Source organism: Adhaeribacter aerolatus (genome assembly GCF_007991635.1).
Taxonomy (GTDB): Bacteria; Bacteroidota; Bacteroidia; order Cytophagales; family Hymenobacteraceae; genus Adhaeribacter; species Adhaeribacter aerolatus.
Window position 1 is genome coordinate 44,721 of record NZ_BJYS01000018.1, and the last position, 26,315, is coordinate 71,035.

General features: G+C 44.0%; 28 protein-coding genes. 14 read left to right on the top strand and 14 right to left on the bottom strand.

Annotated features, from left to right (window positions below; translation table 11 throughout):
* Nucleotides 1-690: 690 nt before the first annotated feature.
* Both AAE02nite_RS12695 and AAE02nite_RS12700 read right to left on the bottom strand, forming a co-directional pair.
* Nucleotides 691-885, bottom strand: a complete 195-nt coding sequence (locus AAE02nite_RS12695) for a hypothetical protein (protein WP_146898117.1) — start codon at nucleotides 883-885, stop codon at nucleotides 691-693.
* A gap of 27 nt (nucleotides 886-912) precedes the next feature.
* Complete coding sequence (locus AAE02nite_RS12700) at nucleotides 913-1,374, bottom strand: hypothetical protein (protein WP_146898118.1); 462 nt, start codon at nucleotides 1,372-1,374, stop codon at nucleotides 913-915.
* 336 nt (nucleotides 1,375-1,710) lie between these two features.
* Here AAE02nite_RS12700 and AAE02nite_RS12705 point away from each other — a divergent pair, with 336 nt between their 5' ends.
* The 8 genes from AAE02nite_RS12705 to atpG all read left to right on the top strand — a co-directional run bounded on the left by AAE02nite_RS12705 (nucleotide 1,711) and on the right by atpG (nucleotide 7,789).
* On the top strand, nucleotides 1,711-1,947 hold the full coding sequence (locus tag AAE02nite_RS12705) for an AtpZ/AtpI family protein (RefSeq protein ID WP_146898119.1): 237 nt from the start codon (nucleotides 1,711-1,713) through the stop codon (nucleotides 1,945-1,947).
* Between the two features lie 44 nt (nucleotides 1,948-1,991).
* Nucleotides 1,992-2,381 (top strand): hypothetical protein, encoded by a 390-nt coding sequence (locus tag AAE02nite_RS12710; RefSeq protein WP_146898120.1) that lies wholly within the window; start codon nucleotides 1,992-1,994, stop codon nucleotides 2,379-2,381.
* A 38-nt stretch (nucleotides 2,382-2,419) separates the two neighbouring features.
* Nucleotides 2,420-3,490: a F0F1 ATP synthase subunit A gene (atpB, locus tag AAE02nite_RS12715; RefSeq protein WP_146898121.1), complete on the top strand. Its 1,071-nt coding sequence runs from the start codon at nucleotides 2,420-2,422 to the stop codon at nucleotides 3,488-3,490.
* 39 nt (nucleotides 3,491-3,529) lie between these two features.
* Nucleotides 3,530-3,793 carry an ATP synthase F0 subunit C gene (atpE, locus tag AAE02nite_RS12720; RefSeq protein ID WP_146898122.1) on the top strand — a complete coding sequence of 88 codons (264 nt, stop codon included), beginning with the start codon at nucleotides 3,530-3,532 and terminating at the stop codon, nucleotides 3,791-3,793.
* A gap of 171 nt (nucleotides 3,794-3,964) precedes the next feature.
* Nucleotides 3,965-4,459, top strand: coding sequence for a F0F1 ATP synthase subunit B (locus AAE02nite_RS12725; protein ID WP_146898123.1), 495 nt, complete (start codon nucleotides 3,965-3,967; stop codon nucleotides 4,457-4,459).
* Between the two features lie 87 nt (nucleotides 4,460-4,546).
* Nucleotides 4,547-5,104 carry an ATP synthase F1 subunit delta gene (atpH, locus tag AAE02nite_RS12730; RefSeq protein WP_146898124.1) on the top strand — a complete coding sequence of 186 codons (558 nt, stop codon included), beginning with the start codon at nucleotides 4,547-4,549 and terminating at the stop codon, nucleotides 5,102-5,104.
* A gap of 88 nt (nucleotides 5,105-5,192) precedes the next feature.
* Nucleotides 5,193-6,773 (top strand): F0F1 ATP synthase subunit alpha, encoded by a 1,581-nt coding sequence (gene atpA, locus AAE02nite_RS12735; protein ID WP_146898125.1) that lies wholly within the window; start codon nucleotides 5,193-5,195, stop codon nucleotides 6,771-6,773.
* Nucleotides 6,774-6,892: 119 nt separating this feature from the next.
* On the top strand, nucleotides 6,893-7,789 hold the full coding sequence (gene atpG, locus AAE02nite_RS12740) for an ATP synthase F1 subunit gamma (protein ID WP_146898126.1): 897 nt from the start codon (nucleotides 6,893-6,895) through the stop codon (nucleotides 7,787-7,789).
* A 117-nt stretch (nucleotides 7,790-7,906) separates the two neighbouring features.
* Here atpG and AAE02nite_RS12745 read toward each other — a convergent pair whose 3' ends face one another.
* The 8 genes from AAE02nite_RS12745 to modA all read right to left on the bottom strand — a co-directional run bounded on the left by AAE02nite_RS12745 (nucleotide 7,907) and on the right by modA (nucleotide 14,860).
* Entirely contained in the window at nucleotides 7,907-8,260 is a 354-nt protein-coding gene (locus AAE02nite_RS12745) for an MmcQ/YjbR family DNA-binding protein (protein WP_146898127.1), read from the bottom strand.
* An 80-nt stretch (nucleotides 8,261-8,340) separates the two neighbouring features.
* Entirely contained in the window at nucleotides 8,341-9,486 is a 1,146-nt protein-coding gene (locus AAE02nite_RS12750) for a hypothetical protein (RefSeq protein ID WP_146898128.1), read from the bottom strand.
* Nucleotides 9,487-9,617: 131 nt separating this feature from the next.
* A complete protein-coding gene (gene crcB / locus AAE02nite_RS12755) occupies nucleotides 9,618-9,995 on the bottom strand; it encodes a fluoride efflux transporter CrcB (RefSeq protein ID WP_146898129.1) in 378 nt (125 codons plus the stop codon).
* A gap of 166 nt (nucleotides 9,996-10,161) precedes the next feature.
* Nucleotides 10,162-11,841: an FAD-dependent monooxygenase gene (locus AAE02nite_RS12760; RefSeq protein ID WP_146898130.1), complete on the bottom strand. Its 1,680-nt coding sequence runs from the start codon at nucleotides 11,839-11,841 to the stop codon at nucleotides 10,162-10,164.
* A gap of 246 nt (nucleotides 11,842-12,087) precedes the next feature.
* Nucleotides 12,088-12,960 (bottom strand): ABC transporter ATP-binding protein, encoded by an 873-nt coding sequence (locus tag AAE02nite_RS12765; RefSeq protein ID WP_146898131.1) that lies wholly within the window; start codon nucleotides 12,958-12,960, stop codon nucleotides 12,088-12,090.
* Nucleotides 12,961-13,030: 70 nt separating this feature from the next.
* A complete protein-coding gene (gene modB / locus AAE02nite_RS12770) occupies nucleotides 13,031-13,702 on the bottom strand; it encodes a molybdate ABC transporter permease subunit (RefSeq protein ID WP_146898132.1) in 672 nt (223 codons plus the stop codon).
* 1 nt (nucleotide 13,703) lies between these two features.
* On the bottom strand, nucleotides 13,704-14,111 hold the full coding sequence (locus tag AAE02nite_RS12775) for a TOBE domain-containing protein (protein ID WP_146898133.1): 408 nt from the start codon (nucleotides 14,109-14,111) through the stop codon (nucleotides 13,704-13,706).
* Nucleotides 14,108-14,860 carry a molybdate ABC transporter substrate-binding protein gene (modA, locus tag AAE02nite_RS12780; RefSeq protein ID WP_146898134.1) on the bottom strand — a complete coding sequence of 251 codons (753 nt, stop codon included), beginning with the start codon at nucleotides 14,858-14,860 and terminating at the stop codon, nucleotides 14,108-14,110. The genes AAE02nite_RS12775 and modA overlap by 4 nt, the downstream gene beginning before the upstream one ends.
* Nucleotides 14,861-15,294: 434 nt before the next feature.
* Between modA and metK the strand changes: the two genes are divergently transcribed.
* The gene (gene metK, locus AAE02nite_RS12785; RefSeq protein ID WP_146898135.1) at nucleotides 15,295-16,548 is read left to right on the top strand and encodes a methionine adenosyltransferase; all 1,254 of its coding nucleotides are present in this window, start codon (nucleotides 15,295-15,297) and stop codon (nucleotides 16,546-16,548) included.
* A gap of 82 nt (nucleotides 16,549-16,630) precedes the next feature.
* Here metK and hpf read toward each other — a convergent pair whose 3' ends face one another.
* The 4 genes from hpf to AAE02nite_RS12805 all read right to left on the bottom strand — a co-directional run bounded on the left by hpf (nucleotide 16,631) and on the right by AAE02nite_RS12805 (nucleotide 19,369).
* On the bottom strand, nucleotides 16,631-16,930 hold the full coding sequence (gene hpf, locus AAE02nite_RS12790; RefSeq protein WP_146898136.1) for a ribosome hibernation-promoting factor, HPF/YfiA family: 300 nt from the start codon (nucleotides 16,928-16,930) through the stop codon (nucleotides 16,631-16,633).
* A 23-nt stretch (nucleotides 16,931-16,953) separates the two neighbouring features.
* Complete coding sequence (locus AAE02nite_RS12795) at nucleotides 16,954-17,832, bottom strand: tyrosine-type recombinase/integrase (protein WP_146898137.1); 879 nt, start codon at nucleotides 17,830-17,832, stop codon at nucleotides 16,954-16,956.
* A 75-nt stretch (nucleotides 17,833-17,907) separates the two neighbouring features.
* Nucleotides 17,908-18,102: a 30S ribosomal protein S21 gene (gene rpsU, locus AAE02nite_RS12800; RefSeq protein WP_146898138.1), complete on the bottom strand. Its 195-nt coding sequence runs from the start codon at nucleotides 18,100-18,102 to the stop codon at nucleotides 17,908-17,910.
* A 127-nt stretch (nucleotides 18,103-18,229) separates the two neighbouring features.
* On the bottom strand, nucleotides 18,230-19,369 hold the full coding sequence (locus AAE02nite_RS12805) for an acyl-CoA dehydrogenase family protein (RefSeq protein ID WP_146898139.1): 1,140 nt from the start codon (nucleotides 19,367-19,369) through the stop codon (nucleotides 18,230-18,232).
* 280 nt (nucleotides 19,370-19,649) lie between these two features.
* Here AAE02nite_RS12805 and AAE02nite_RS12810 point away from each other — a divergent pair, with 280 nt between their 5' ends.
* From AAE02nite_RS12810 to AAE02nite_RS12830, 5 genes are all read left to right on the top strand, one after another.
* Nucleotides 19,650-20,540 (top strand): polysaccharide biosynthesis/export family protein, encoded by an 891-nt coding sequence (locus tag AAE02nite_RS12810; RefSeq protein WP_146898140.1) that lies wholly within the window; start codon nucleotides 19,650-19,652, stop codon nucleotides 20,538-20,540.
* A gap of 50 nt (nucleotides 20,541-20,590) precedes the next feature.
* Nucleotides 20,591-23,047, top strand: coding sequence for a GumC family protein (locus AAE02nite_RS12815; RefSeq protein WP_146898141.1), 2,457 nt, complete (start codon nucleotides 20,591-20,593; stop codon nucleotides 23,045-23,047).
* An 8-nt stretch (nucleotides 23,048-23,055) separates the two neighbouring features.
* Nucleotides 23,056-23,799, top strand: a complete 744-nt coding sequence (locus AAE02nite_RS12820) for a tyrosine-protein phosphatase (RefSeq protein ID WP_146898142.1) — start codon at nucleotides 23,056-23,058, stop codon at nucleotides 23,797-23,799.
* Between the two features lie 18 nt (nucleotides 23,800-23,817).
* Complete coding sequence (locus AAE02nite_RS12825) at nucleotides 23,818-24,810, top strand: NAD-dependent epimerase/dehydratase family protein (protein ID WP_146898143.1); 993 nt, start codon at nucleotides 23,818-23,820, stop codon at nucleotides 24,808-24,810.
* Nucleotides 24,811-24,872: 62 nt separating this feature from the next.
* Nucleotides 24,873-26,270, top strand: a complete 1,398-nt coding sequence (locus AAE02nite_RS12830) for a tetratricopeptide repeat protein (RefSeq protein ID WP_146898144.1) — start codon at nucleotides 24,873-24,875, stop codon at nucleotides 26,268-26,270.
* Nucleotides 26,271-26,315: the final 45 nt, after the last annotated feature.

A 26,315-nucleotide genomic window follows, 5' to 3' on the forward strand; every position in this document is an offset into this window, starting at 1 on the left:
TGATTAATAGGTTTAAAAGTATTGGAGATAAGGCATATCAAATATATAATACTGCTTCCATTAAAGAATATTCCATAGGGAATCTGGTTCTGGCATTATTTGGCATGAAGGTTCTTTGTAATCCGCTCAGGAGTTCTACTGTGTTCGCTGGCTTTCGTTTTATGCGGCAGCTTATTCTGGTCTCCTGGAAGAGTTTAACCCTTCCGCCCTCCGGGCACCTTCCCTAAACTAGGGAAGGAGTTCGGCCGAACCGGAGCATAATGGAATCACTTTGTTGAGAAAGTTTATTCATTTATAGAGCTTAGAAAGGCAGCAGCTACAGGCAACTGACAGCAGTTTGGACAGCGAGTGCCTTTTGGAAGATGCTCTTCTGGGTTTCCGGTGCGCAGCATTGCGAGGAAAGGGAAGATGAGCAGCCCGAGCGGCCAAACGGGGCCCGCCGGCCGGGAGGCTACTTAGGTTCTTGCTATGAGTTAGCACCTATCTTTTGAAAGATGCAATCTTTCAAAAAGGAGACAGATAAAAAGTAAGCTAATTTATGGAGTACCATTCAGAAAAAGTGATTTTAGGCTGTTTCTAATATTGGTAATTTTGCTCTTTAGCCCTTAAATAGAAAGTAGTTGGCAGGAAACCGTTTTAATAAGGCAGAATAGCAAACCTTAGCACTAAAACCGCTTCATCTTCACGGCTTCAGCTTTGTATGTAATCCTGCAAGATTAACATGGCTTCGGCATCCGAAGAAGCTTCTACCACTTCATCCATGACAAACTGTATTTCGGCTTCCGACCAATTTTCTTTTTCGGCTGCTTTTACAAAGGCCCCCAAGGCTATAAACCGGGAGGCCTCCACCGGCAATAGCATTTTTATTTTTTTTCTGATGCGCATAGGTAAGCTTACGGAAACGCCGTGAAATTACAGCAGCTTTGAATTTTTAGGTGTCTGTGGTTCCTGGGCAAGTTTCCGGTCTATTTCGGCTAATACTTTTACGTGCAAATAAGTAATATTGGCGCAAACTTCATACTCTTCCAGCGCAGAGAATATTAACTCGTGAAACCGGAGATTAACCGATAATAACTCTAAATCGGTGGGCAAAGCAAAATGCAGTAAGCGGGCGATGCTTTCGTGGCCTGCAGGATCTAAATAATTATAAAGCGAGTAAGAAAATATTTGGGCGCAGGTGTTGTCGAGCAGCGAACAGAGCGTTTCGAGGTATTGAATATTATAATTCTGCTGAATCCCGTTCTCGAAGAACAAGTGCAACAGTTTCATTTTAGAATATTTTAATTTGTTTTCTTCCTGTTGGTAAAGCGGAATAATGGTTTGTGTCAGGTACTCCTGGTCTTCTAAGAGTTTCCTGTAATCCTGGATAGTCATATTAAAGTAAGCGGTAAATAAGGTGGCAATAAATAAATTAAAGTAATTTAATAATTAAATTTTTGAATATAGTGTTTTTGCTCAAAAAACTTTAAAATGGATGAAGAATGTAGTCTGAAAGTCTTTAAAAATTATTTATTCAGATGTTCTTATTAATTAAACAGGGAGCACTAATAAATATTATTGCATTTGGCGGAATATTCCATTACCAATTGCTCACTACTTATCCGATGGTATATGGTGGAGTTGATAAGGAGTAAACCATTACTTATTTTACTTAAAAACTGCTAACCTTCATTCTGCGTTAGACTTATAAATAAGTCTTTATTGTTAACTATGGATCCAGATACCAAACCATCAAAAGAATCTTCCCGGCAAGACCAGTTAAAGCCTTACCTGAAATATTCCGGTCTGGGCTTTCAAATGATTGCGGTGTTGGTGCTGGCGGCTTGGGGCGGCATGGCCCTGGATGACAAAGTAGGTAACAAAAATCCCTGGTGGACGATTGGTTTAATGCTGTTAGGCGTGCTCACCTCGATGTATATGATCATCAAATCTGTGATAAAAAAATAGGTTTATATCTTTTGGTGCGTAATTTTGTGCCCTATTTAAAACCTATGTCTTTCTCACGCAATCTTTTAGTCTTGTCTTTAATGATTGTAGCCGTAATCGGGGCGCTGATTTACTTTACCGGCTATAACCTGGTACATCCGCTGGCTTGGTATATGTTGTTGTTTTTTGCCGTAATTACCTGGGCTACTTTTTATTTTATCCGGAAAGGCATTGGTGAGGATGCCGGTAGTTTCCAATTGTATTATTTTGGTTCATCGGTGGGGCGGGTGCTGCTCTGCATGTTTGTGGTATTTTTTTACGTGTATTTCGCTACCGAACGGGAACTGCAGTTTGCGATAAATTTCTTTCTGATTTATTTTATTTATACTGGTTTTGAAATCTATAGCATATTAAGTAACTTGCGCCGAATTTCGAAAAAGCAGGTGTCGGAATGATGTTTAGACTGCTAAATTTTGAATATAACAATCTCTTAATGAAGAAGTTATTCACGTTACTTTTATCTCTTTTTGCATTTTCGGGGTTTGCGGCTGAGCCAGCCGAAGAAGGTGGTAAGTTCGACCCGGGTCAGATGATAACCCACCACATTGGCGATGAGCACAGTTGGGAATTTGCCCACGGCGCTACGCTGCATCTGCCCGTTATTTTGTACGGTAAAAACGGCCTTGATATTTTTTCTTCTAAAAACTTTTACGACGAACACGGTAATTTAAAACCTTATAATGGTTATGTAAAGGAGCATGGGCATATTTACTATGCGAATGAAGCCGGTGAGCCGTTGACTGAAACAAATGCTGAAGGCGAAGAACACCATGCCGGGCCTTTGGACTTTTCGATTACCAAAAACGTTGCTTCGTTGTTTTTGAGTGTTGCGTTATTATTAATTATTTTCTTTACCATTGCCGGCCGTTATAAAGCCAACGCGGGCAAAGCTCCTAAAGGCATACAGTCTTTCTTCGAGCCCATTATTATATTTATCCGCGACGAAGTAGCCAAACCTAATATTGGCCCTAAATACGAGCGGTATGTGCCTTATTTATTAACCATATTCTTTTTTATCTGGTTTAATAATATGCTGGGCTTAATGCCGGGTGGCGCTAACTTAACCGGAAATATTGCCGTTACCATGGTGCTGGCGGTATTTACTTTACTAGTAACACTGTTTAGCTCTAACAAAGCTTATTGGGCGCACATCTTTAAAACGCCGGGTGTACCCGTAGCTTTATTGCCCATCATGATTCCAATTGAATTAGTAGGTATCTTAACCAAGCCATTTTCGCTGATGGTCCGGTTATTCGCAAACATTACGGCCGGCCACATTATTATTCTAAGCTTATTCTCCTTAATATTTATTTTCGAAAGCATTGCCATTGGGCCGGTTAGCGTGGCGTTTGCCGTGTTTATGAACTTCCTGGAGTTGTTCGTGGCGCTGTTGCAGGCATATGTGTTTACCTTGCTTACCGCTATGTACTTTGGTGGTGCTACCGAAGAACACGACCATGTAGAAGATATGGGCTTTGGCGGTAATGTTAAAGACCACCATTAATAAGATTTTTTTATTTTTTAACTCTATATTTTTATAACTATGTTATTAGCGTTGTTGCTTCAAGCAGGATTAGGCCTGGGAACAGGTTTAGCAATTATGGGTGCCGGTATCGGTGCTGGTTTAGTTGCTTTAGGTGCCGGTTTAGGTATTGGTAGAATTGGTGGTTCAGCCATGGAATCTATCGCCCGCCAGCCAGAAGCTACTGCTCGTATCCAAACTGCGATGATTATCGCGGCAGCTCTTATTGAAGGTGTTGCCCTGTTTGGTGTGGTAGTATGTCTTCTTATTTCTTTCAAAGGCTAGTAAAGCCTCCAATTTTTCAGCGGACCGGCTTCTAGGGCATGCCTTTTAGCACGGACCGCTGAAAAAGAAGAAATCTGCTTCGGGTAACATACAATTATAGAGAAGAAAATAAGTAGCTGTCAGGAGGTTAAACCTCTGATTAAATTAAACAATAAACCAAAATAAAGTAAAATGGAATTAGTAACACCGGGTATAGGCCTTATTTTCTGGCAAACCGTTACGTTCATTATTGTATTATTTTTATTATCCAAATTTGCCTGGAAACCCATCATGGCTTCTTTGCGCCAGCGCGAAGATTCTATTGAGTCGGCATTGCGCATGGCCGACCAAGCGAAACTGGAAATGCAGGCCCTGAAAGCGGATAACGAAAAATTATTGCAGGAAGCCCGCATTGAGCGTGACCGCATTTTGCGCGAAGCCAGTGAAGCCGGTACTGCAATAGTAGAACAAGCCAAAGCCAGAGCCAACGAAGAAGGTACCCGCATGGTTGCTAATGCCCGTCAGGCAATCGAAAACGAGAAGAAAGCGGCTTTAACCGAAGTTAAAAATACGGCGGCTGCGCTTTCCATTGAAATTGCCGAGCGAATCCTGAAGCGTGAGTTGGCCAACCCACAGGCGCAGCAAGCTTTGGTAAACGATTATATTAAAGAAGTAAACCTTAACTAATTGTTGAATGGCTAAATTGTTTAATTGTTAATATTCTTCGGAAAAACAATTAACAATTCAACACCTAACAATTTAACAATATAAAAGATGTCTGATATAAGAGTTGCTTCCCGTTACGCCAAATCTTTGCTTGACCTGGCCCTGGAAAAAGGCTTGTTGGAACAGGTTTATCAGGATATGGTGCTATTTGCCAAAACGGTAAAAGACAACCGTGATTTTGAGCTTTTCCTGACGAACCCAATTATTAACCACGGTAAAAAACTGGCCATTCTGAAAAGTTTATTTACCGGAAAGGTAAGTGATTTAACCCTGAAGTTTTTTCTGCTCGTAACCGAGAAAAACCGCGAAGCAATTCTGGCCAGTGTATCTACGGAGTTTATTAAGCAATACAACCAATACAAAGGAATCCTGATTGCGCATGTAACCACGGCTGTTCCTTTAACGCCGGAGCTGAGAGCCCAATTAATACAAAGGCTGGCGCAGCAAACCGGTAAAACCATTCAGTTGCAGGAAAATGTAGATCCTGCTTTAATTGGCGGCTTAGTCGTGCGGATTGGTGACTTGCAGGTAGATGATTCTATCAAAACCAGTCTGCGGAACCTGAAAAATAAATTCAAAGAAAATCCTTATATCAACAAGCTCTAAGGAATTTGGTAACCGTTAAAACTGTTACCTGAATCGGTAGCTCAAAAGCACCGGCATTGCAAAAACGAAATAACATAAAAAAATAATCATGGCAGAAGTAAGACCTGATGAAGTATCCGCAATATTAAGGGAACAATTATCTGATTTCAGAACCGCAGCCGAATTGCAGGAAGTAGGTACCGTACTGCAGGTAGGGGACGGGGTAGCCCGGATTTACGGCTTGTCTAAAGCCCAATCTGGCGAGCTATTGGAGTTCGAAAACGGATTGCAGGCACTTGTTCTTAACTTAGAAGAAGATAACGTAGGAGCCGTAATGTTGGGCGACTACAGCGAAATAAAAGAAGGTGCTACCGTGCGCCGCACAAATAAAATTGCCTCTATTAAAGTAGGCGATGGCTTGGTTGGTCGGGTAGTAAATACGTTGGGTCAGCCGATAGATGGTAAAGGCCCGATTGGTGGGGAGCTGTACGACATGCCTTTGGAAAGAAAAGCTCCAGGGGTAATTTTTCGTCAGCCGGTAAACGAACCAATGCAAACCGGTATTAAAGCGATTGACTCGATGATTCCGGTAGGCCGGGGCCAGCGGGAGTTAATCATCGGTGACCGCCAGACTGGTAAATCTGCCGTGGCGATTGATACCATTATTAACCAGCGCGAATTTTTTGAAAGAGGCGTGCCGGTTTTCTGTATTTACGTAGCCGTAGGCCAGAAAGCTTCTACCATTGCGCAGGTGGTTAATGCCTTGCAGCAAGGTGGTGCCATGGATTACACCGTGGTAGTGGCAGCAGCTGCTTCTGACCCAGCACCAATGCAGTTCTTTGCGCCATTTACCGGTGCCGCTATTGGTGAATTCTTCCGCGATACTGGTCGTCCGGCTTTGGTAGTTTACGACGATTTATCTAAACAAGCGGTAGCTTACCGCGAAGTATCTTTGTTGCTGCGTCGTCCCCCAGGACGCGAAGCTTACCCCGGCGACGTATTTTATCTGCACTCTCGCTTGTTAGAGCGGGCGGCTAAAATCAACGCTTCGGATGAAATTGCCCGTAACATGAACGATTTGCCAGATTCTATCCGGCATTTAGTAAAAGGCGGTGGTTCTTTAACAGCGTTGCCAATTATTGAAACGCAAGCCGGTGACGTTTCGGCTTATATCCCAACCAACGTAATCTCTATTACCGACGGCCAGATATTCCTCGAAACCAACTTGTTTAACTCTGGTATTCGTCCGGCAATTAACGTAGGTATTTCGGTATCGCGGGTAGGTGGTAACGCCCAGATTAAATCCATGAAGAAAGTGGCAGGTACGCTTAAGCTGGATCAAGCGCAGTTCCGCGAGTTGGAAGCTTTTGCGAAATTCGGTTCTGACCTGGATGCTTCTACCAAGCTGACTATTGAGCGGGGACGTCGTAACCTGGAAGTGCTGAAACAACCACAATTCTCGCCGGTACCGGTAGAAGAGCAGGTAGCCATTATTTACTGCTGTACCAATGGTTTGCTGGATGATGTTCCGGTTAACGAAGTAAGAGCTTTTGAAAGAGATTTCTTAGTGACCATGCGTACTTCTCACCCCGATGCTTTAAATTTATTAAGAGCCGGTAAACTGGAAGACAGCGCTATCAATGCAATAAAACAAACGGCGAAAGATCTTTCGGCCCGTTTCAGAAAATAATACATACCAAAGGAACTCCCGGGTAAAATATTCCCGGTGAGTTCCTTCTTTTTATCTATTATCTATTCAATCCGCTTTAAGATTTTAAAAGCTATCAGCTTAGAGCTAGAAAAAAATAAATGGCCAGTTTAAAAGAAGTACGCAACCGCATTGTATCGGTAACCTCTACCCAACAGATTACCAAAGCCATGAAAATGGTGGCAGCGGCTAAACTAAGACGTGCTCAGGACAATATTATCCGGATGCGACCTTATGCCCAGCGTTTGAGCAGCATTTTAACCAACTTATCGCGTTTAACCGATGATGCCGGAAGCAATGAATATAGCCAGCAACGCGAAGTAAACCGGGTTTTGGTGATTGCCATTACTTCTGACAGGGGCTTGGCCGGCGCATTTAATACCAATATTGCCAAAGCGGTTGTTAGCCTGGTAAACGAAAATTATGCCTCCCAAATGGCAGCCGGTAACGTTGAATTTTTAACCATTGGCAAAAAAGGTTACGAAGCGCTAACCCGCCGCGGTTATAAAGTAATCGATACTTATACCGGGGTTTTCCTGAACTTATCTTTCGATACGGTACGGGCCGCTGCTGAATATGCCATGGAGCGTTTTACTGCCGGCTATTACGACCGCGTGGATTTGGTTTACAACGAGTTTAAAAACGTAGCTACCCAAATTATCCGGACCGAACAATTTTTACCGATTGAAGAAAAGGCCGAGGCGCAGACCCAAACCACAGCCACTACTAACCTGGATTATATTTTTGAACCCAATAAAGAAGATATTATTCGGGAGTTGATACCTAAATCGTTGAAGATACAGGTGTACAAAGCCGTACTGGAGTCTAATGCTTCGGAACATGGGGCCCGGATGACGGCCATGGACAAAGCAACTGACAATGCCGGTGAATTATTAAAAGAACTTAAATTAACTTATAACCGCTCGCGCCAGGCGGCTATCACTACCGAAATTCTCGAAATTGTGGGTGGTGCCGAAGCTTTGGCTGCTAGCCGGTAATAAATTAAATATTACTCCTTATTAAAAAGCGCTTCTTTATAAAGAGGCGCTTTTTGTTTTATTAATCATTAAGGTTAATATTGCTGATAGGCTGAATATACTTTTTGCATTACGAACTTAATTATTCAGGCTTATTTCCTTTCGTATTTTGGTTGGAAGTTTGGCAAAAATGAGATCGTAAGATTGCTTAATATATGCTTGCCATTCCTCTAAGTTCAGCCGATTTATATTATCTACATAAACCCATTTGTACCGCGCTAAATAAGCAGCCGGCGAAAACCCTTTTTTTGCTGCAACTTCTTCAAATATCTCGTCGGGTACTTTAAAAGAAGCGGTAGCAGGCGTACTATCGGGAGCGGTTACCAGAAACATTTTGCCGCCCACATTGAAGCAAAGGTGGTTTTCCCATTTTATATCTTCCGTTACGCCCCTAAGCTGTTGGCAAATATTTTGTATTTCCTCAATGGTCATTCTGTATTAAATATTCTTTTTAATTAAACCCCGCAAGCAGTTAAAGAAAAGTTAGACTAAAAAGAAGCCACTACCGGTGATTAGTACATTAGTTTAAAAAAGCTGATTATATCTTTGACTTCCGTCAGCGCATTTTCGCTTTGCAGTCGCGCAATGCTGCTTTCCAGACTTTTTAAAGTTTCGTCTAAATCTTTCTTTTTCCTGTTCAGGTTCAGCCCTTTTATCGCCATCGGAAACATAACCAGCCGGAGCAAGGGTTGGTAACGCGGATGTTGCAGCATGGTGAAAGATTCTTCTTCCAGGTCGGCTACTTGTTCTTTTAATACTTCATTATAAATGGTTAGCTTTTCGTCGGTCAGTTTTTCTAAATTAGCCTCTTCTTTCTGAATCCACTCCAGTTCGAGCCTTAGCAGGGTGTGCAAATCATTTTTTTCGTAAGCGGTTGTCAGTTCCCGCATTCGCAGTTCTTTAAAGGCTTTTAGTTCGGTATCCTGCTCCAGGTCAGGGTGAAGTACCTTGGCCAGTTGTTTATATATCCGGCTGATACTTTTGCTTTTTACTTCGGCGGTTTGCTTTTCGCGTTCTTCCCGCTCCAGTTGTTTTTTCGATTTTTTCCGGGCCGGTGCCTCCTGACCTAAATTTCGGGCCTGTTGCGATACTTGTTCTTCCATTTCCTGCATTTTCCGAATTAATTCTTCGGGACTCATATCCGGGCGCAGGTCTTCAAAATTCATCCGGAAACCGAAGCTCTCGAACATATCGGCCATTTCAGATTTCATCTGGTCGAAGTCCTGTTGTTGCGCCTCTTCATATTTTACCCCTTCTACAACCTCAAAAGCGTTTTGAAGCTCCTCGTCTGGCTCGTCCTCGCTAAAAGAAAATATATCGTTTAGCTGCTCTGCTAATACTTCTCTTAATATTTTTTTATCTTTTTTGGGCAGCAGCTTTTTATCGGTGTAATAGGGCAAAAGCAGTTGTACGGTTTGCTTTCGCAATACTACTAATTGCTGTTCTAGCGGATGAATATTTTCGCCATAAAAGGCCAGCTTTTCGCCTAGCATACGGTTGGTATCGGCTATTTCCTGCTGCAGCTTTTCTATTTTTTTGGTCAGCCGGTTAAAGGTTTGCTGCGGCTTACTTAAAACTTGTTGCTTTTGTTTTGCAATAGTCAGCTCTTTTTTCGGAGTAGCCGCTTGTGGCGTAATTTTTTTATATGATTTTGCCATGTGCATTAAATTAAAGTTTGCCTCTGTTTTTACCGGAGAACTCCCCGTAATGAGTAAATTTTGTTATGAGAAGGATTTACAATGCTGTTACAAATTTAAACGAGAGCTTCCTCCAATTTCGGCTTAAAGGATTAAAGAATAGCTTTTGCCAAAACCAAACCACCCAAAGTTGCCGCCAGACACAGGAGCACACTCAGAAAAATATTACCCAATGCTAAAGCAGGCTGACCGGAGCGAAGTAAAACCAAGGTTTCGTGGCTAAAGGTAGAGAAAGTACTGAAACCGCCACAAAAACCTACCGCTACTAATAATTTTAAGGAAACGTTTGCATTGTTTCTGAAATCGAGAGAACTCAGAAAGAAGCCCAGAATAAAACTTGCCAGCATATTAATTATCAAGGTAGCCAGCGGAAAAGCGGTAATATTAGCCAAATTAATAGCCCGGCTTAAGCCAAACCGTATCATGCTGCCCAGGCCGCCACCCAAGAAAACAAGTAAAAACTCCTTCATAAGAAAACAATATCCGCAAGATAATATTAAAAAGCTGCTTTTATATAACCGGAATTTGTAGTTGTTCTGGGGGTAAGATTGCTGGCGCCTTCTTTGGTGGCAGAAACCAGCGATAGCCTGCCGGAAAATTCCGTTAAATAAAGCTGAAGGCGTAAAGGATTTTAATTTATTCAGCAGTAAAAGGAGGAACGTTTACATCCGGTTCGTTTACATTAGGCGGCAATGGTTGCAGTTGTAAGATGTCGGTCAGGTAATTTAACAAACTTTGCGTATCGGCGGGCTGCGAACGGAAAGCAATGTAATTATCGGGCCGGATAAGGTAAAAAGCATCTTCTACAATGCCAAACAAGCCGTAAACCCCGTGGTTTTGGTCGTGCGGATAAAGGATATGGCACTTAATCAGGTTGGGTAAATAATCCTGCAAGGCTGTTTCCAGTTCTTCCTGTAGTTGTTCGGCGCGGTCGGTACCAAAGCTGCTTTTAAAAATAATTAAGGTGAAATAAGAATTCCGGAGCAGCGAATAAATACTAACCAGCTTGTCGTAATCGGAACTAAAAACCTGAATAAATGGCACGCGGTCACCGGGGCGGGGCGCCTCTTCCGGAAAATGTTTGCCATCGGTGGGCGTTACCGATAACTTGCTTTTGCGGTACCGGATACCAATTTGGGAAACCCGCCGGAATATTTCGGCGCGCATATAATTGGGCCGGGTAAGTTTACTAATCAGGGTAGGCAGTAGTTTTAACCGCAGGAAACTTATTACAAAATTTTTGCTAACCATCAGGCTAAATACCCGGTCGGTAGTAGAAACCAAGGTTCTGGCCACCGGCAACCGTTCGGTTTGGTAGCTGTGCAATAAATCCGGGGGGGCGGTGCCGTTTATAACCAGCGCCAGTTTCCAGGCAAGATTATAAGCGTCCTGCAGGCCGGTGTTCATGCCCTGCCCGCCCGCCGGACTATGAATATGGGCCGCATCGCCGGCTATAAAGCACCGTCCTTCGTAAAATTGTTTGGCATAGCGATGGTGCAGTTTATAAGTTGAAAACCAGTTAGTATTGCTAAACCTGACTTTAAAGCCGAGTTGTTTCTGCAGGCTGGGGGCGATGCGGTCAAACGTAAGGTCATCGCGGTATTGGAGATGGGGCGGCAAGAAACTCACTACCCGGAAACGCTTATGGCCCGCCATCGGGAAAAAGGCCGCCAAGGTTTTATTTGCCAGGCACACGAACATCTCATCGTGGTTAAAATCCCAGTCTACCTGGGTATCGGCCACTAAAAAGGTATGCTCGTAGGTACCGCCTATAAAATCTACATCCAGTAAATGCCGCACCCGGCTGCTGGCACCATCAGCGCCCACCAGCCAGTCACAGGTAATTTCTTCCTGGTTGGTGTCTTTAAAATGAAGCAGGGCTTTTATCTGTTTTTCGGTCTGTTTCAGGTGGTGCAGGGTGGTATTCCATTCTACGGCAATATGATATTGTTCTAAATATTGCAACAGCAGTTGTTCGGTTTTACTTTGCTCCAGAATGCACATATAAGGGTAGGGGCTTTGCCCTTCGCCGATGCCCTGCAGGTTAATATTCTGAACCCAGCGACCTTTTACGATAAAATTGAGGCCTGTAGCCGCATGCCCGGCCTCCAGCGCTTCGGCTACAATGCCCATCTGCTCCAATATTTCGAGGGTGCGGGCCTGTACCACAATCGCCTTCGATTTATCTGAGGGCCCCGCATTGCGATCGATAATCCGGAAAGAGATACCCCGCGTGGCCAATTGGCAGGCTAGCATCAGGCCGGTAGGACCAGCACCAACAATCAGGACGTTTGTATGCTTTTTAGGCAGGGCCATGGGGTAAAGATACGCAAAGGTTTTGCCGCCGGAAGCGGTAGTGATGATATTTTAAATTGCCTCCTGTGTACGTAAAACGAAGCGATTCATCTAAAGTATTTTGTTGGGGTAAAATAATCAGCAACCGTCCTTTTTAATATAAGAGCAAGAAGGGAATATAAAGCGTGGCTATCTTATATTTTCCGTTACATAAGCAATAATTAAAGCTTAAGCCAGCTTCTTCTGCAGGAAGCTTAACGCTTAAATTTATAGTTTCTGAACAATTGGATTAAACGCCTTAGCCGATACTTTCACCTGATCGCCGGGTTGCAAGCCCTGAACTTCCTCCGCGGTGGTCACCGTTTTAATAATATTATTTCCGACCAGGATATCCAGAATATATACCACGCCATTTTCCCGGATACTTAAAACTTCGCCAATTAACTGAATTTTACTACTCAGCCGTTCGCGCCCAAAAACACCGGCCGGGGTACCTTGCGCCATAATTTTACCGTTTTCGAGGCTGATGATAAAATCTGATAAGCGGTAAATCTCGGATAACTGGTGGCTGACCAGAAGGGTGGTGGTGTGGAAGCTTTGGTGTAAACCGTAAATTTCGGTTTGCAGCGTTTGGCGCATCTCCAGGTCCAGGGCCGAGAGCGGCTCGTCGAGGAGCAATATTTGGGGTTTCCGCACCAATGCCCGCATCAGAGCCACCCGCTGTTGCTGTCCTCCCGAAAGGGTTAACGGTTTGCGATGGGCCAGTTGCTGCAAGGCTGCCCGCTCCAGTAAATCGTCTATGCGGTTTTTATCTGTTTTTCCGTTGAGTGCATACTGCAAATTCTCGCGCACGGTCATATTCGGGAAGAGGGCATAATCCTGAAATACAAAGCCAATTTCACGCTTTTGGGGCGGCAGGTTGATATTTTTACCTGTATCGAGCCATACTTCATCGTTTACGCTGATAAATCCTTCGTCGGGCTGAATCAGACCGGCTAATATTTTTAAGATGGTAGTTTTACCAGCGCCGGATTTGCCGTAGAGCGTACAGAAACTGCCGGCCTCCAGGTTAAAATCTACAGCTAGTTCTGTTTTGCCGGATGCCATCAGCAACGATTTCCGAACCCGAATCTGAATCATATAAAATAATAATAGTTAGAAGGGCATAAGTTAAACGCGGACCTTTTAAAATCAGGAAAACGGAAGAAAGTCAGAGCGTTTTAACCAGGCGTTTATTAACCAGATAAACAGTCAGTAATATCAAAAAAGACAGCACCAATAATACCAGCGAATAAACGTGTGCCGAACCATAGTTTAAACTTTCTACTTCGTGGTAAATGGCAATCGAAACTACCCGGGTTTCGCCGGGAATATTACCACCAATCATGAGCACCAAGCCAAATTCGCCGATGGTATGGGCAAAGGATAATACCGTGCCGGTGAGCAAAGCGGGCCGGATATTAGGCAGCAGTACCCGGAATAAAGTTTCGGTTTTGGAGCGGCCCAAAGTGTAAGAAGCTTCGGTTAATGAGTTGGGTAAACTTTCTAAACCAGCTTGCAGGGGCTGTACCATAAATGGCAAGCTATAAATAACCGAACCTACCACCAAGCCGGTAAAAGAAAATACCAGCGGCACGTTTAAAACATCGGAAAAAAACGACCCCGGAAACCCGGTAGGGCTGAAGGCCAGTAATAAGTAAAAGCCCATGACGGAAGGTGGCAGCACAATAGGTAAGCTGATAATGGCCTCGACTATGGGTTTTACCCGCGACCGGGTATGGGCCAGCCACCAGGCCAGGGGCAACCCGAGCAATAGCAGCAAGAAGGTGGTGATACCGGCTAGTTTAAACGTAAGCCAGAGCGGCTGCCAATCTAAGTTCATGTTAAATCGTAGCCTCCATCAAAGAAACCTCGTTGGTTTTTACCAGGCCCACTACGTTATCGCCCACCGTAAGGTTAAGCGCGACCACTGACTGAGAAGTTATAATAGCGCAAAGCGGATGGCCTTTAAAATCGAGGTCTATACGCGAAAGAATTTTGCCGGCGCTGATTTCTTTAATCGTAGCCGCAAAGCGGTTGCGCAAGCTTAAACTTCCGGTTAAATTTTTGCCAATCGACATTTCGGTTTCTTTAAACACCATATCTATTTCCTGGTTAGGCATTAAGTAACCGGCCGTTTGGGGCGTGTCAATTACCAAGGCCGAAAATATTTCGCCAGCTGCCAAAATGGTCACCAGCGAAATATCCTTATCGGTAACAACAGCCTGAATGGTTCCTTTTAACCTGTTCATTTGTAATAATAGCCGTATTTTTTAAAAATCAGTTTGGCGCGTGGGCTGAATATAAATTTATAAAACTGTTGGGCCTGAGCCAGATTGCGTCGACCGGCCGATTTTAACACAACCGTGCTCTGGGCAATAGGCGGGTAAACGGTTGGATCTACCGGCCTATATTTGCCTTTGCCCACGTTAGCGGGTTCCCGCACCACCGATTGGGCGGTAAAACCTAAGTCTACCACGCCCGATAACACGTATTGGTTTACCTGGGCAATGCTTTCGGCAAATATTAATTTGGGCTGGGCTATTGCCTCTAATCCGTAGTGCTGCAAGGCTTTGCGGGCCGCCGCGCCATACGGAGCTAACTGCGGATTAGCAATTGCAATTTTTTTTACGCCGGTATCCTTTATCAGCGCCAACCCTTTCTTCAAATCCAGGTTACGGGTGGTCCAGAGCACCAGCGTACCGTAAGCGTAAACTTGGGGCTTTCCCATCGTTAAGCCTTTCCGATGTAAGGCATTCGGGTAAAAGGTATCGGCCGATAAAAAAACATCGAAAGGCGCTCCCTGTTCTATTTGTGTAGCCAGTTTGCCGGATGAGCCAATAACTAAATCTACGGTAGTGCCGGTTTCTTTTTCGTAAGCTTCTTTTAGTACCTGGGCCACAAACTGCGCATTGGCGGCTACCGCTACCCGTATTTTCTGGGCTTGGGCGGGCAGGTTAAAAAAAATACAGCAGGTAAAAAGAAGCAGGCAGCGTAACATGTAATAAATAAAATGGAACCGGTCCTCGGAGTTGCTTTTATCAATCAGGTTACTAAATTAAGGTAATTCGGGGAAAGTTTTAATATTTAAATATTTCCGGTCCAGATTAGAATCCTTCTTCAGATTAAGATACCAGACCCATAAATTGAAGAAAACAGGGTGTGCGCCTGTTATTAAATATCAGGTGCACGACCTTATTTCTATTAACAATATCCCGGCGCTTCCAGCAGATATCGGATGCGTAATTTTGCGTTAGTTGCGGTACATACGATTACAGTAAAGCCTTTTAAAGAATAATTTAAAGCTACTAACTCTATTTGGGTAAATTACCTCCGTTGCAGCGTTTTAAGTGGTAAATAAAGTTTTAACTCTGCGGGATTTATTTTAGCTTTGCGCGAACATAGATAATCAAGTATATAATTTAGATATAAACAATGCCATATTTATTTACTTCTGAATCAGTTTCTGAAGGGCACCCAGATAAAGTTGCCGACCAGATTTCAGATGCCCTGATTGATAATTTCTTAGCCTGGGATGCTGATTCCAAAGTGGCTTGCGAAACTCTGGTTACGACCGGGCAAGTATTTTTAGCCGGGGAGGTAAAATCCCAAACCTATTTAGATGTGCAGAAAATTGCCCGCGAGGTTATTCAGAAAATTGGCTATACCAAGTCTGAATATATGTTTGAGGCCAATTCCTGCGGCGTACTTTCCGCTATTCACGAGCAATCGGCCGATATTAACCAGGGCGTAGACCGCGTTAACCGGCAAGAGCAAGGTGCCGGCGACCAGGGTATGATGTTTGGCTATGCCACCAACGAAACCGATAATTACATGCCGCTGGCTTTAGACCTGGCGCACAAAATATTAATCGAACTGGCCGCCATCCGCCGCGAGAACGGGGAAATTGATTATTTGCGCCCGGATGCCAAATCGCAGGTAACTATTGAATACAGCGATGATCACCGTCCGATCCGCATCGATGCAATTGTAGTTTCTACCCAGCACGATGATTTTGACACGGAAGAGGCCATGCAGCAAAGAATTCGGGAGGACATTATAAAAGTATTAATTCCGCGCGTAAAGAGCCAGTTAAAACCCGAACTGCAGGCGCTGTTTACCGACGAAATCAAATACCATATTAACCCAACCGGCAAGTTTGTAATTGGCGGGCCGCACGGCGATACCGGTTTAACCGGCCGTAAAATTATTGTGGATACGTATGGCGGCAAAGGGGCGCACGGTGGTGGCGCTTTCTCGGGTAAAGATCCTTCTAAAGTAGACCGTTCGGCGGCTTATGCCACGCGCCATATTGCCAAAAACATGGTGGCTGCCGGCGTAGCCGACGAAATATTGGTGCAGGTTTCTTATGCCATTGGCGTTAAAGACCCCATGGGTATTTATGTAAATACTTACGGTACCGCTAAAGTTGGTTTAACCGACGGAGAGATAGCCCAGAAAGTAGCCGAGATATTTGATATGACGCCTTACGGCATCGAAACCCGTTTAAAATTGCGTAACCCAATTTATGCCGAAACAGCTGCTTACGGGCACATGGGCCGGAAAAATGAAACGGTAACCAAAACTTTCTCGGGTAACAATGGCGATAGCCGCCAGGTTGAAGTAGAATTGTTTACCTGGGAGAAGCTGGACTTTGTAGACCAGGTAAAAGCAGCTTTTAATTTATAAGCCTGCCGATTATCTCTAAAAAAGAGCGGCCTGACTTCATGAAGTCAGGCCGCTCTTTTTTATTTATTGTAAAATCCGGTTTTTAATGGGTCGCAAGTTTTTCTTTATACTTTTTAACCTGTCGCGATAAAATATCGAGAGCTTCGTCGGTCGCATTTTCGAAAGAAGCGCCTTCTGTTTTGGTGAAAAGTGTTTGCCCCGGCACAAATAGCTTTACTTCCACAATTTTATTATTTACAGGATTGTTATTATCAAGTCTTAAATAAACCTCCCCATCTGTTATTCGGTCAAAGAAAGTATCCAGCTTATTAAGTTTAGTCTGAATAAAATCTAACAAAGATTGGTCGGCATCGAAGTGGATGGAATACATCTGTAGCTTCATAGTTTATTAATTTTAGGTTGAACTTATGCTTTCGGATGCGCTTTATCGAAAATTGATTTAAGCTTCTCGATAGAATTGTGGGTGTAGACCTGGGTTGCCGCCAGACTGGTATGCCCCAGTAAATCTTTAATGGCATTCAGGTCGGCGCCTTTGTTTAGCAAATGGGTTGCAAACGAATGGCGCAATACGTGCGGACTGGCATGTTCGGAAGTAGTTATCAAACGCAGGTGTTTTTTCACGATTCTATAAACAAGCTTCGGATAAAGCGGAAGCCCTTTATTAGTAACGAGCAGTTTTGTGGTTAAGTTATCCGGAAATTCGCTTTTTTTCATTTCCAGGTACTTTTCAATACTATTAAAGAGGGTATCGTTGATGGGTACCACTCTTTCTTTATCGCCCTTGCCGGTAACGCGCACGGTTTTTCCGGTAAAATTTATATCTGCCTCGGCTATGCCAATCAGCTCGGCCAGCCGGATGCCGGTGCCATACAAAAACTCCAGAATAAGTTTATCGCGTTGCCCTTCAAAGTTGTCTTCAAAGGCAAAAGCATCTAAATAATTATTAAAAGCTTCTTCCGCCACAAAGGCCGGCAGCTTTTTAGAAGCTTTTGGTGGTTTCAGGCGTAAGGTTGGGTTTTTAGTAATCTGGTTCTGGCGCAGCAGAAATTTGTAGTACGAACGTAAACAGGCAATTTTACGGTTAACGGTGCGCGCGTCGAGGTCTTTTTGCACCAGGGTTACAATCCAGGAGCGGATAATGGCATGATCGGCTTCGGCTGGATCAGTTATGTTGTATGTTGCGGCTAGGTAAGCTGAGAATTGACCCAGATCGGTCTGGTACGAGAGCAGCGTGTGGGGGCTGTAGCGTTTCTCATACCGCAGGTATTTAAAAAATAATTCCATAAACAAGTGGCTGTATACTTATGCTACACGGCCACTAATTTATGGAATTAACCTATTAAAGCTAGTAGCGAGGTACTAGTAATTTTCGGTAGCGAAAAGTTGTTGCTTGTAAACAGCTCTCTCTCTTTGTCTTTTCTTCGACACAGATGGTTTTTCGAAATACGTGCGGGCACGCAATTCTTTTAGAACGCCGGTTCTTTCAAATTTCTTCTTAAATCTTTTAAGAGCTCTGTCTACTGACTCGTTATCTTTTACGTTAACAATTATCATGTTTAAATTTTTGTATTTTTCTTACAGGATTGCAAATGTAAGCAAATATTACTGAAAATCAAGAAAAAGGTTTAAATTTTATATATTTAAAAGTAACACCTGAGCTTACCTGGTTCTAACACAATTTTTATCGCAATATTTCGCGGGCAATTACCAGTTTCTGAATCTCGGAGGTGCCTTCGCCAATGGTACAAAGCTTGGCATCGCGGTAATATTTTTCGGCCGGATAATCTTTGGTGTAGCCGTAACCGCCAAATATTTGTACGCCCTCGGTGGCTGCCTTTACGGCCACTTCCGAAGCATAATATTTAGCCATGGCCGATTCTTTGGTAGCATTCAAGCCCCGGTTTTTCACGTCGGCAGCCCGGTAGGTCAGCAGGGCTGCCGCTTCTATCTCGGTGGCAATATCAGCAAGTTTAAAACCAATGCCCTGAAAATTGGCGATCGGCTGGTTAAACTGCCGGCGTTGCTGCGCATAGGCCAGCGCTGCTTCGTAAGCACCCTGGGCAATTCCCAGGCTCAGAGCCGCAATTGAAATCCGTCCGCCATCCAGCACTTTCATCGATTGAATAAAGCCATCGCCCACCTGGCCCAGAATATTGTCTTTGTGTACCCGGCAATCCTGCATAATCAATTCGGTGGTTTCGGAAGCCCGCATGCCCAGTTTATTTTCTTTGCGGCCGTGGCTAAAACCCTCGTGGGGCTTTTCTATCACAAAAGCTGTCATGCCGTGCGAATCACCTACCTCACCGGTCCGGGCTATTACCACCGCTATATTACCCGATTTGCCGTGGGTAATAAAGTTTTTAGCGCCATTTAAGATATAATAATCCCCATCGGGTACGGCCACCGTACGCATATTACCGGCGTCTGATCCGGTGTTGGGTTCGGTTAAGCCCCAGGCCCCAATCCATTCGGCGGTAGCCAGCTTGGGTAGCCAGCGCTGTTTCTGCTCTTCATTGCCAAATTGCAAAATATGACCGGTACATAAAGAGTTATGGGCAGCTACCGATAAACCAATCGAACCATCAACTTTGGCGATTTCGGCTATTGCTGTTACATATTCCGGGTATCCAAAACCAGCGCCACCATATTGTTCCGGAACCAGCACGCCCATCAGGCCCAATTCTCCTAACTTTTTAAAAACTTCCACCGGAAATTCCTGGCTTTCATCCCAATCCATCAGGTAAGGGCGGATATTTCGGGCGCTAAATTCCCGTACCATTTGGGCAATTATTTCCTGATTTTCCGTTTTAATTAAATTCATGTGGTGTTAGGTGGTTATTGCTGTCAAGTATTAAAACAAGATAAGGAAATAGATGTTTTTTTAGATGGTTTTTTATAAAAAGGTTAAAACAAGTTTGGTGCCCAAATTCTACGGGAATGAATATAAAGGTTGTTTAAAGCCAGGACCTGTCTAAACATTATACGCTATACACAATATTATCTTTTGATACCCACCTGATTTTGTTTTACTTTGCAGGCGTTTTGTCAAAAAATAATTTAGCAGAACCCGGTTTTTAACTAACTCTTTTTTCTTGTATTAAATGCAAGTAGTTCTCAGGACCCGTTTACTTCGTCTTTTTATACTCTTTTTTGCCCTTTCTTTCTACTCCTGCCGGAGCTATAACCAGAATATTATGTTCCGGGGCGAAGGCAGTATTAACCTGGATAAACTAAAACAATCTCTGGCTAACGTAGAGCGAAATTATATTATCCAGCCGAACGATTACCTGGATGTACGGGTATATACGAATAAAGGTGAACGGATTTTTGACCCGAATGGTGAGCTGCCTTTTGGGGCGCCAGGGGGCGGTGTAGGAGGCGTAAATCGGAGTACTGGGGTTGGTCAGCGAGGTGGAAACCGCAATACTGGCGGACAAAATAACCAATATGGGAATACCCAATTTCTGGTGCAGTATGACGGACAGGTAAAGTTGCCGATGGTTGATTACGTGAAAGTAACCGGTCTGACGTTGCTGCAGGCAGATAGTCTATTGCAGACGCTTTATGCCACCTATTACGTTGATCCTTTTGTAACCACGCAGGTAGTAAACAACCGGGTATTTGTACTGGGTTCACCGGGCGGCCAGGTTATCCAGATGACGAATGACAACATGAACCTGCTGGAGGTGATTGCACTGGCCGGCGGCGTAGGCGGGGGAAGCGGGCAGACCCAATATGGAAGAGCAAATAAGATAAAGATTATCCGGGATTATATGGATCATGACCCGATTGTGCAGGTGGTAGATTTAACCACTATTGAAGGTCTTAAACAAGCCAGCTTACATATTGAGCCGAATGATGTAATTTATATAGAACCTAATCAGCGCTTGTTTTTCGAAGTGTTTAGGGATATAGCCCCGATAGTAAGTACCATTTTAGGCACCACCAGTGCCATTATTACTACTGTTTTGTTAATAAATAATTTAAAATAATTCGCCGAAATTATATTAAATTTATTTAATATTTTACTTCAAGCTAATTAATGGCATTAGAAAAATTCGCTGATATCGATGAACTCAACAGCCGGGTGGCAGATACGGAGTCGGAAGAAGAAGGCGGCAGTGACGTAGATTTTGTAATTCTTTTAGCAGTAGCGCGCAAAAGCTTAATATGGGTAGTTCTGCTCATTATGCTGGGGCTTGCCGCTTCTTATTTATTTCTGCGATACACCAAACCGGTTTATAAATCATCATCTATTATTAAAATAGACGAGCAATCGCAGGCCGGTGCTTTAGGATTGGGCGGCCCGATGGGCGATGCCGCCAGCAGCCAGCAGTCCATGGCCTCTCTTTCGGGGGAAGTAGAGCTAATTAAATCGGACTTGATCTACGAAAACCTGAAGCGGCGCCTGAACCTGAACGTAAGCTATTATGCTTTGGGTAATGTTTTAAGCGAAGAACTTTACAAAAACTCGCCTTTTAAAGTTATTTACGAGATTAAAGACGATGGTTTTTACAATAAGAATTTTGATGTAAACTTTCTGGATGAAAACCGGTTTACTTTATCTTATCAGGTAGGCGAAGAAGAAATTTCGGGGGAATACCGGTTTGGTGAAAAAATAGATAAAAAAGAAATCAGCTTAACGCTCTACCCCAATAATAATTTCAACGAAGATGCGCAGGGCCGGAAGTATTTTTTTGTTATTAATAGTGACGGGGCGCTCAATAGCTATTTTAATCAGAATCTTTCGGTTGAAATTGTAAATCCGGATGCCCATACCATAGGTATATTTTTTACCGATTTTAACCCGGCCAAAGCCCGGGATATTGTAACCGAAATAGATACGGCTTACCTCGAACAAAAAATCCACCAGAAAAACCTGGCCAGCAGCCAAAGACAAAAATTCCTGGACCAACTGCTGAAAGAAACCGAAACGAATCTGCAGAACTCCGAAGAAAACATGGAAAGTTTTGTGCGCCAAAACCGGACGTACGATATCAAAGCGGAAGTAGGTACCCAACTGGCCAAACTGGAAACCCTAAATAACGAGCGGCGGGAATTAGATATTCAGATTGGTTTATTAAAAGATGTCGCCCGCCTGGTCAGTCAAGCCGGTCAGGATGAACAGGAAAGTGATCTGGAACAAGTAATTCCATCTTTAAAAGCGGTTGAAGACCAGGAATTAAGCAGCCGCATTTCGGAGTTGAGTAATTTGCAATTGTACTATAAGTTACTGAAGCGTTCTTACAAGGATTCTACCGAGGCAGTAAGGCGGTACCAGAAAGAAATGGCTTTTACCAAAGATGCGGTAAATAAACTGCTGGAACAAAATATTCAGCTCCTTGAAAAAGAGGCGGCTACCATTAACACCAGTATCGCCGTTATCGAAAGCAAATTACAAACAATGCCGCAAAAGGAAACCGAACGGGTGCGTCTGGCGCGGCCTTTTAGCTTATACGAGGGTACTTACTTAACCCTACTCGATAAAAAAATTGAAATGGGTATAGAGCAGGCGGGTACCGTAGCTGACTTTCAGATTTTATCGCCCGCTTCGCTGCCCTCGGAGCCCATTTCGCCGGACCGCATGATTGTTTACGCCATTGGTTTGGCCAGTGGTTTAATGTTGGGGATAGGTTTAATTGCCGGCCGATATTTTATGCATAATACGGTAACCAGTGTGGGTGAAATTGAGCGTAATACCAGAGCGTCGGTATTGGGAGTAGTGCCCCATTACACCCGCGAAAAATTACCCGTTTCTAAACTTATTGTTGATAAAAATCCCAAGTCGGCCATTAGCGAATCTATTCGCTCTATCCGGACTAACCTGGAGTTTATCAATGCTTCTTCTAAAAAGAGACGGCTTATTTCGGTTACGTCTACGGTAAGTGGTGAAGGTAAAACTTTTGTGGCGGTAAACCTGGGCGGTATTATTGCTTTATCCGACCAGAAAGTAATTATCCTGGATTTAGATTTACGCAAACCCAAAGTAAACCTGGCCTTCGAAGTCGAGAATGTTATCGGCATCAGCACCATTCTGATTGGCAAGCACTCGATTCAGGAATGTATACAACAATCCACTATCCCTAACCTGCATTTTATTACAGCCGGACCTACGCCACCCAATCCCTCGGAACTGATATTGAATAACCGGTTTAATGAAATGCTGGAGGAACTGCACCAGCTTTACGATGTGGTAATTGTAGATACGCCGCCGGTAGGTTTGGTAACCGATGGTATTTTGGTAATGCGCAAAGCCGATGTGCCAATCTATATTGTGCGGGCCGATTATTCGAAGAAGTCGTTCCTGAAGAATATTAACAAAATAATGAAAACAAATAACTTTACCCGGCTTACCGTAATCCTGAACGACGCAAAAGGGATGGCGGCTGGGTATGGTTATGGCTACGGTTACGGCTATGGCTACGGCTATGGTAATGCTTACTACGACGATGAAGTCCGGGAGAGCCCCTGGAAGCGATTCAGAAGAACATTTATGTAAGGTTCTGAATGATAAAGGCTTTTAAAAAATTTTTTCGGAAAGATAATACCGCTAGACCTTTTGCCGGAATAGCGGTAGATATGCATTCGCATCTTTTACCCGGTTTAGACGACGGCGCCGGTACCTTAGAGAAATCGCTGGAAATGATTGCTGCTCTGGGCGACTTAGGTTACCGGAAATTAATTTTAACCCCGCATATTATGGGCGATTTTTACCGCAACACACCAGTAGGCATCCGCGAAAAGCTGAACCTGGTGAGTGCGGCGGTAAAAGATAAAGGTTGGGAAATGGAACTGGCTTGTGCCGCCGAATATTATCTGGATGAATGGTTTTTAGCTAAGGTAAAAGCCGATGAGCCTTTGCTGAGCTTCGGCGATAATTATGTTTTAATCGAGACCTCTTATATAAATGAGCCTTTCAATTTTAAAGAAATTATTTTTTCACTAAAAGCAGCGGGATATACGCCGGTGTTGGCGCACCCGGAGCGGTATACTTATTTGTACAACCGGCTGGATGCCCTGCAGGAAATACATGATTTAGGCGTCTTGTTTCAGGTAAACTTAAATTCATTCTCTGGGTATTACTCGCCGGCCGCCCGGAAAGTAGCCGAAAAGCTGGTAGAATTAAAGCAAGTGCATTTTGTTGGTACCGATGCACACGCGCTGCGGCACCTGGAAATATTGCCGAAAGCCGCCGCCAACCCTTATTTTAAAAAAGCTTTGGCCCTGCCACTGCGCAATCCCCAACTTTAATCTATAATATTCCTGCCGATGATTTTTATAACCGGGGGTACGGGCCTGATTGGCAGCTTTCTAATCCGGAATTTGCTGGCCGAAGGCGCCGCCCTCAAAGTTTTATACCGGCAGCACATCCCCTCCGAATTTGAGCAGAAAAGCAATATAGAATGGATTAAAGGCGATATTTTAGATACGGCTTTGTTGCGCGATCTCATGCCGGGCATTACCCAGGTGTACCATTGTGCCGGTTTGGTGTCGTACGCGCCCCAGGATGCCGCCTTGTTAAAAGAGATAAACGTAACCGGTACCGCCAATATCGTAAATGTCTGTCTCGAAAATCCGGGCGTTAAGTTATGCCACGTTAGCTCAGTAGCGGCCATCGGACACGTGAAAGGCCAACAGGTTTTAACCGAAGCTACCAAGTGGGATTTAAATGCATCACACTCAGCTTACGCCAATTCAAAATATTTCGGCGAACTGGAAGTGTGGCGGGGAATCGCCGAAGGATTGCCGGCTGTGATTGTGAATCCTTCCGTAATTCTGGGGCCGGCCGCTGACTGGAGCCGGAGCAGTACCCAATTATTTAAATACGTTTTTGAAGAACATAAATTTTATACGCGCGGCGGCGCGAATTTTGTAGATGTAAGGGATGTTATAATGGCAATGACCGCTTTGATGCAGGCGGATATTACCGGTGAACGGTTTATCTTAAATGCCGGCTTGTTATCGTACGAAGCTTTTTTTATGCAAGTGGCCCGTGGCCTGCAAAAAAAAGCTCCCTCGGTAAAAGTGCCCGGATTATTAACCGAAATAATTTGGCGGGCCGAGGCCATGCGATCTTTTTTTACCCGTAAAAGACCTTTAATAACCAAAGAAACGGCACGCATTGCCAAAAAAAATCATTTGTACAGCAACGAGAAAATTAAAACCAAACTTCAGTTTAAGTTTATTCCGCTAGAAAAGACCATTCTTTGGTGCTGCCAGGAACTAAACCAAACGCACCGGTCGCAGCCGGCGGCGGTTTAAAGATATTGTTGTTGTTAGTAAAAAGGAGCTGTATTTTTGCAGCGGAAAGGAGAACCCGATTAATGGATGAACAGGCCGAAGATAGAAATGAGGAGTTGGAGTTAATAAATAAATTCGAAAATATGGTAAAAGAAAACGATACTGTATTTTTTGATTTATCGGAATTCGAATTAATCATTGATCATTATACCAGTAATTTAAATTATACCCAGGCATTAGCGGCCTGTAACGCCGCTTTGGCTCAATATCCTTTTTCAACGGAACTACAGATTGATAAATCGCAATTGCTGGCCATGGCCGGCAATTTTGAAGAAGCCTTACAACTGATTGAAGAAGTAGCACTGGTAGACCCGGATAACGCCGATATTTCGGTAACCCGCGGGGTTATTTATACCCAAAAGGGCGAATACAACACCGCCATTGAGTTTTTTAAAAAGGCTGCCGCCGTAACCACCGACCGCGACGATATTTATTTTAACATCGGGCTCACGTACCAGAGTTGGGGTAAGTTTAAATCGGCGGTAAAATATTACAAGCAGTGCCTGCAGATAAACCCCGAAAATGAGTTAGGTATGCAGGAACTGCTGTATTGCCTGGATATAAGCGGGAACCTGGAAAACAGCCTGCCTTTCTTCCAGGAGTTTATCGATGCCGACCCTTATTCCCACACGGCTTGGTATAACCTGGGTTTGGTGCAGTTCCGGCTGGAGTTGTTCGAAAAAGCCTTAAGCTCTTTTGAGTACAGCACCATTATTAAAGCCGATTTTGCCAACGGCTATTTACAATTGGCCAATACCTATGTGCACCTCGGCGAATTTGCCAAAGCCATCGACCACTTTAACCAGTTTACCGAGCACGATGCACCCTCGGCAGATATCTACTGCAATATTGGCGAGTGTTACGAAAAGCTGCGGCAGTGGGACCAAGCCCGGAAATATTACCAGAAATCTATTGACCTGGATCCGAACATGGACGAGGCCTGGTTTGGCATTGGCGTAATTCTGAATGCGCAAGCCAAGTGGTTCGAAGCGGTACATTTTTTCCGGAAAGCTACTACCATTTACCCCGATAGTTCGGATTACTGGCTGGCTTTGGCCGCAGCCGAGTATAACGTGGGGCACATTGTATCGAGCATTGAGGCTTACGAAAAGGCTAGCGAACTGGCTCCGGCTAATAAAGATATCTGGCTGAACTGGTCTATTTTGCTTTACGAACAAGGTAATTACGAAGGCGCTATCGAGCTGATGGAGAATGCCATTGAGATTCAGCCGGAGGAAGCAGAACTGCATTACCGCATGTGCGCTTATTTGCTCTCGGCAGGAAATTACAAGGAAGCCTATAATTATCTCGAAAATGCATTAATTTTGGACTTCGATAAGCACTACCTGCTGTTTGAGTATTTTCCCGAACTGGAATCGCAGAAAGCGCTGGCGCGCCTGATAGACCAATACCGGAAATAAACAGCAAGCAGATGAATTCTGGAGTTTTATAAATTTAATTTAAAT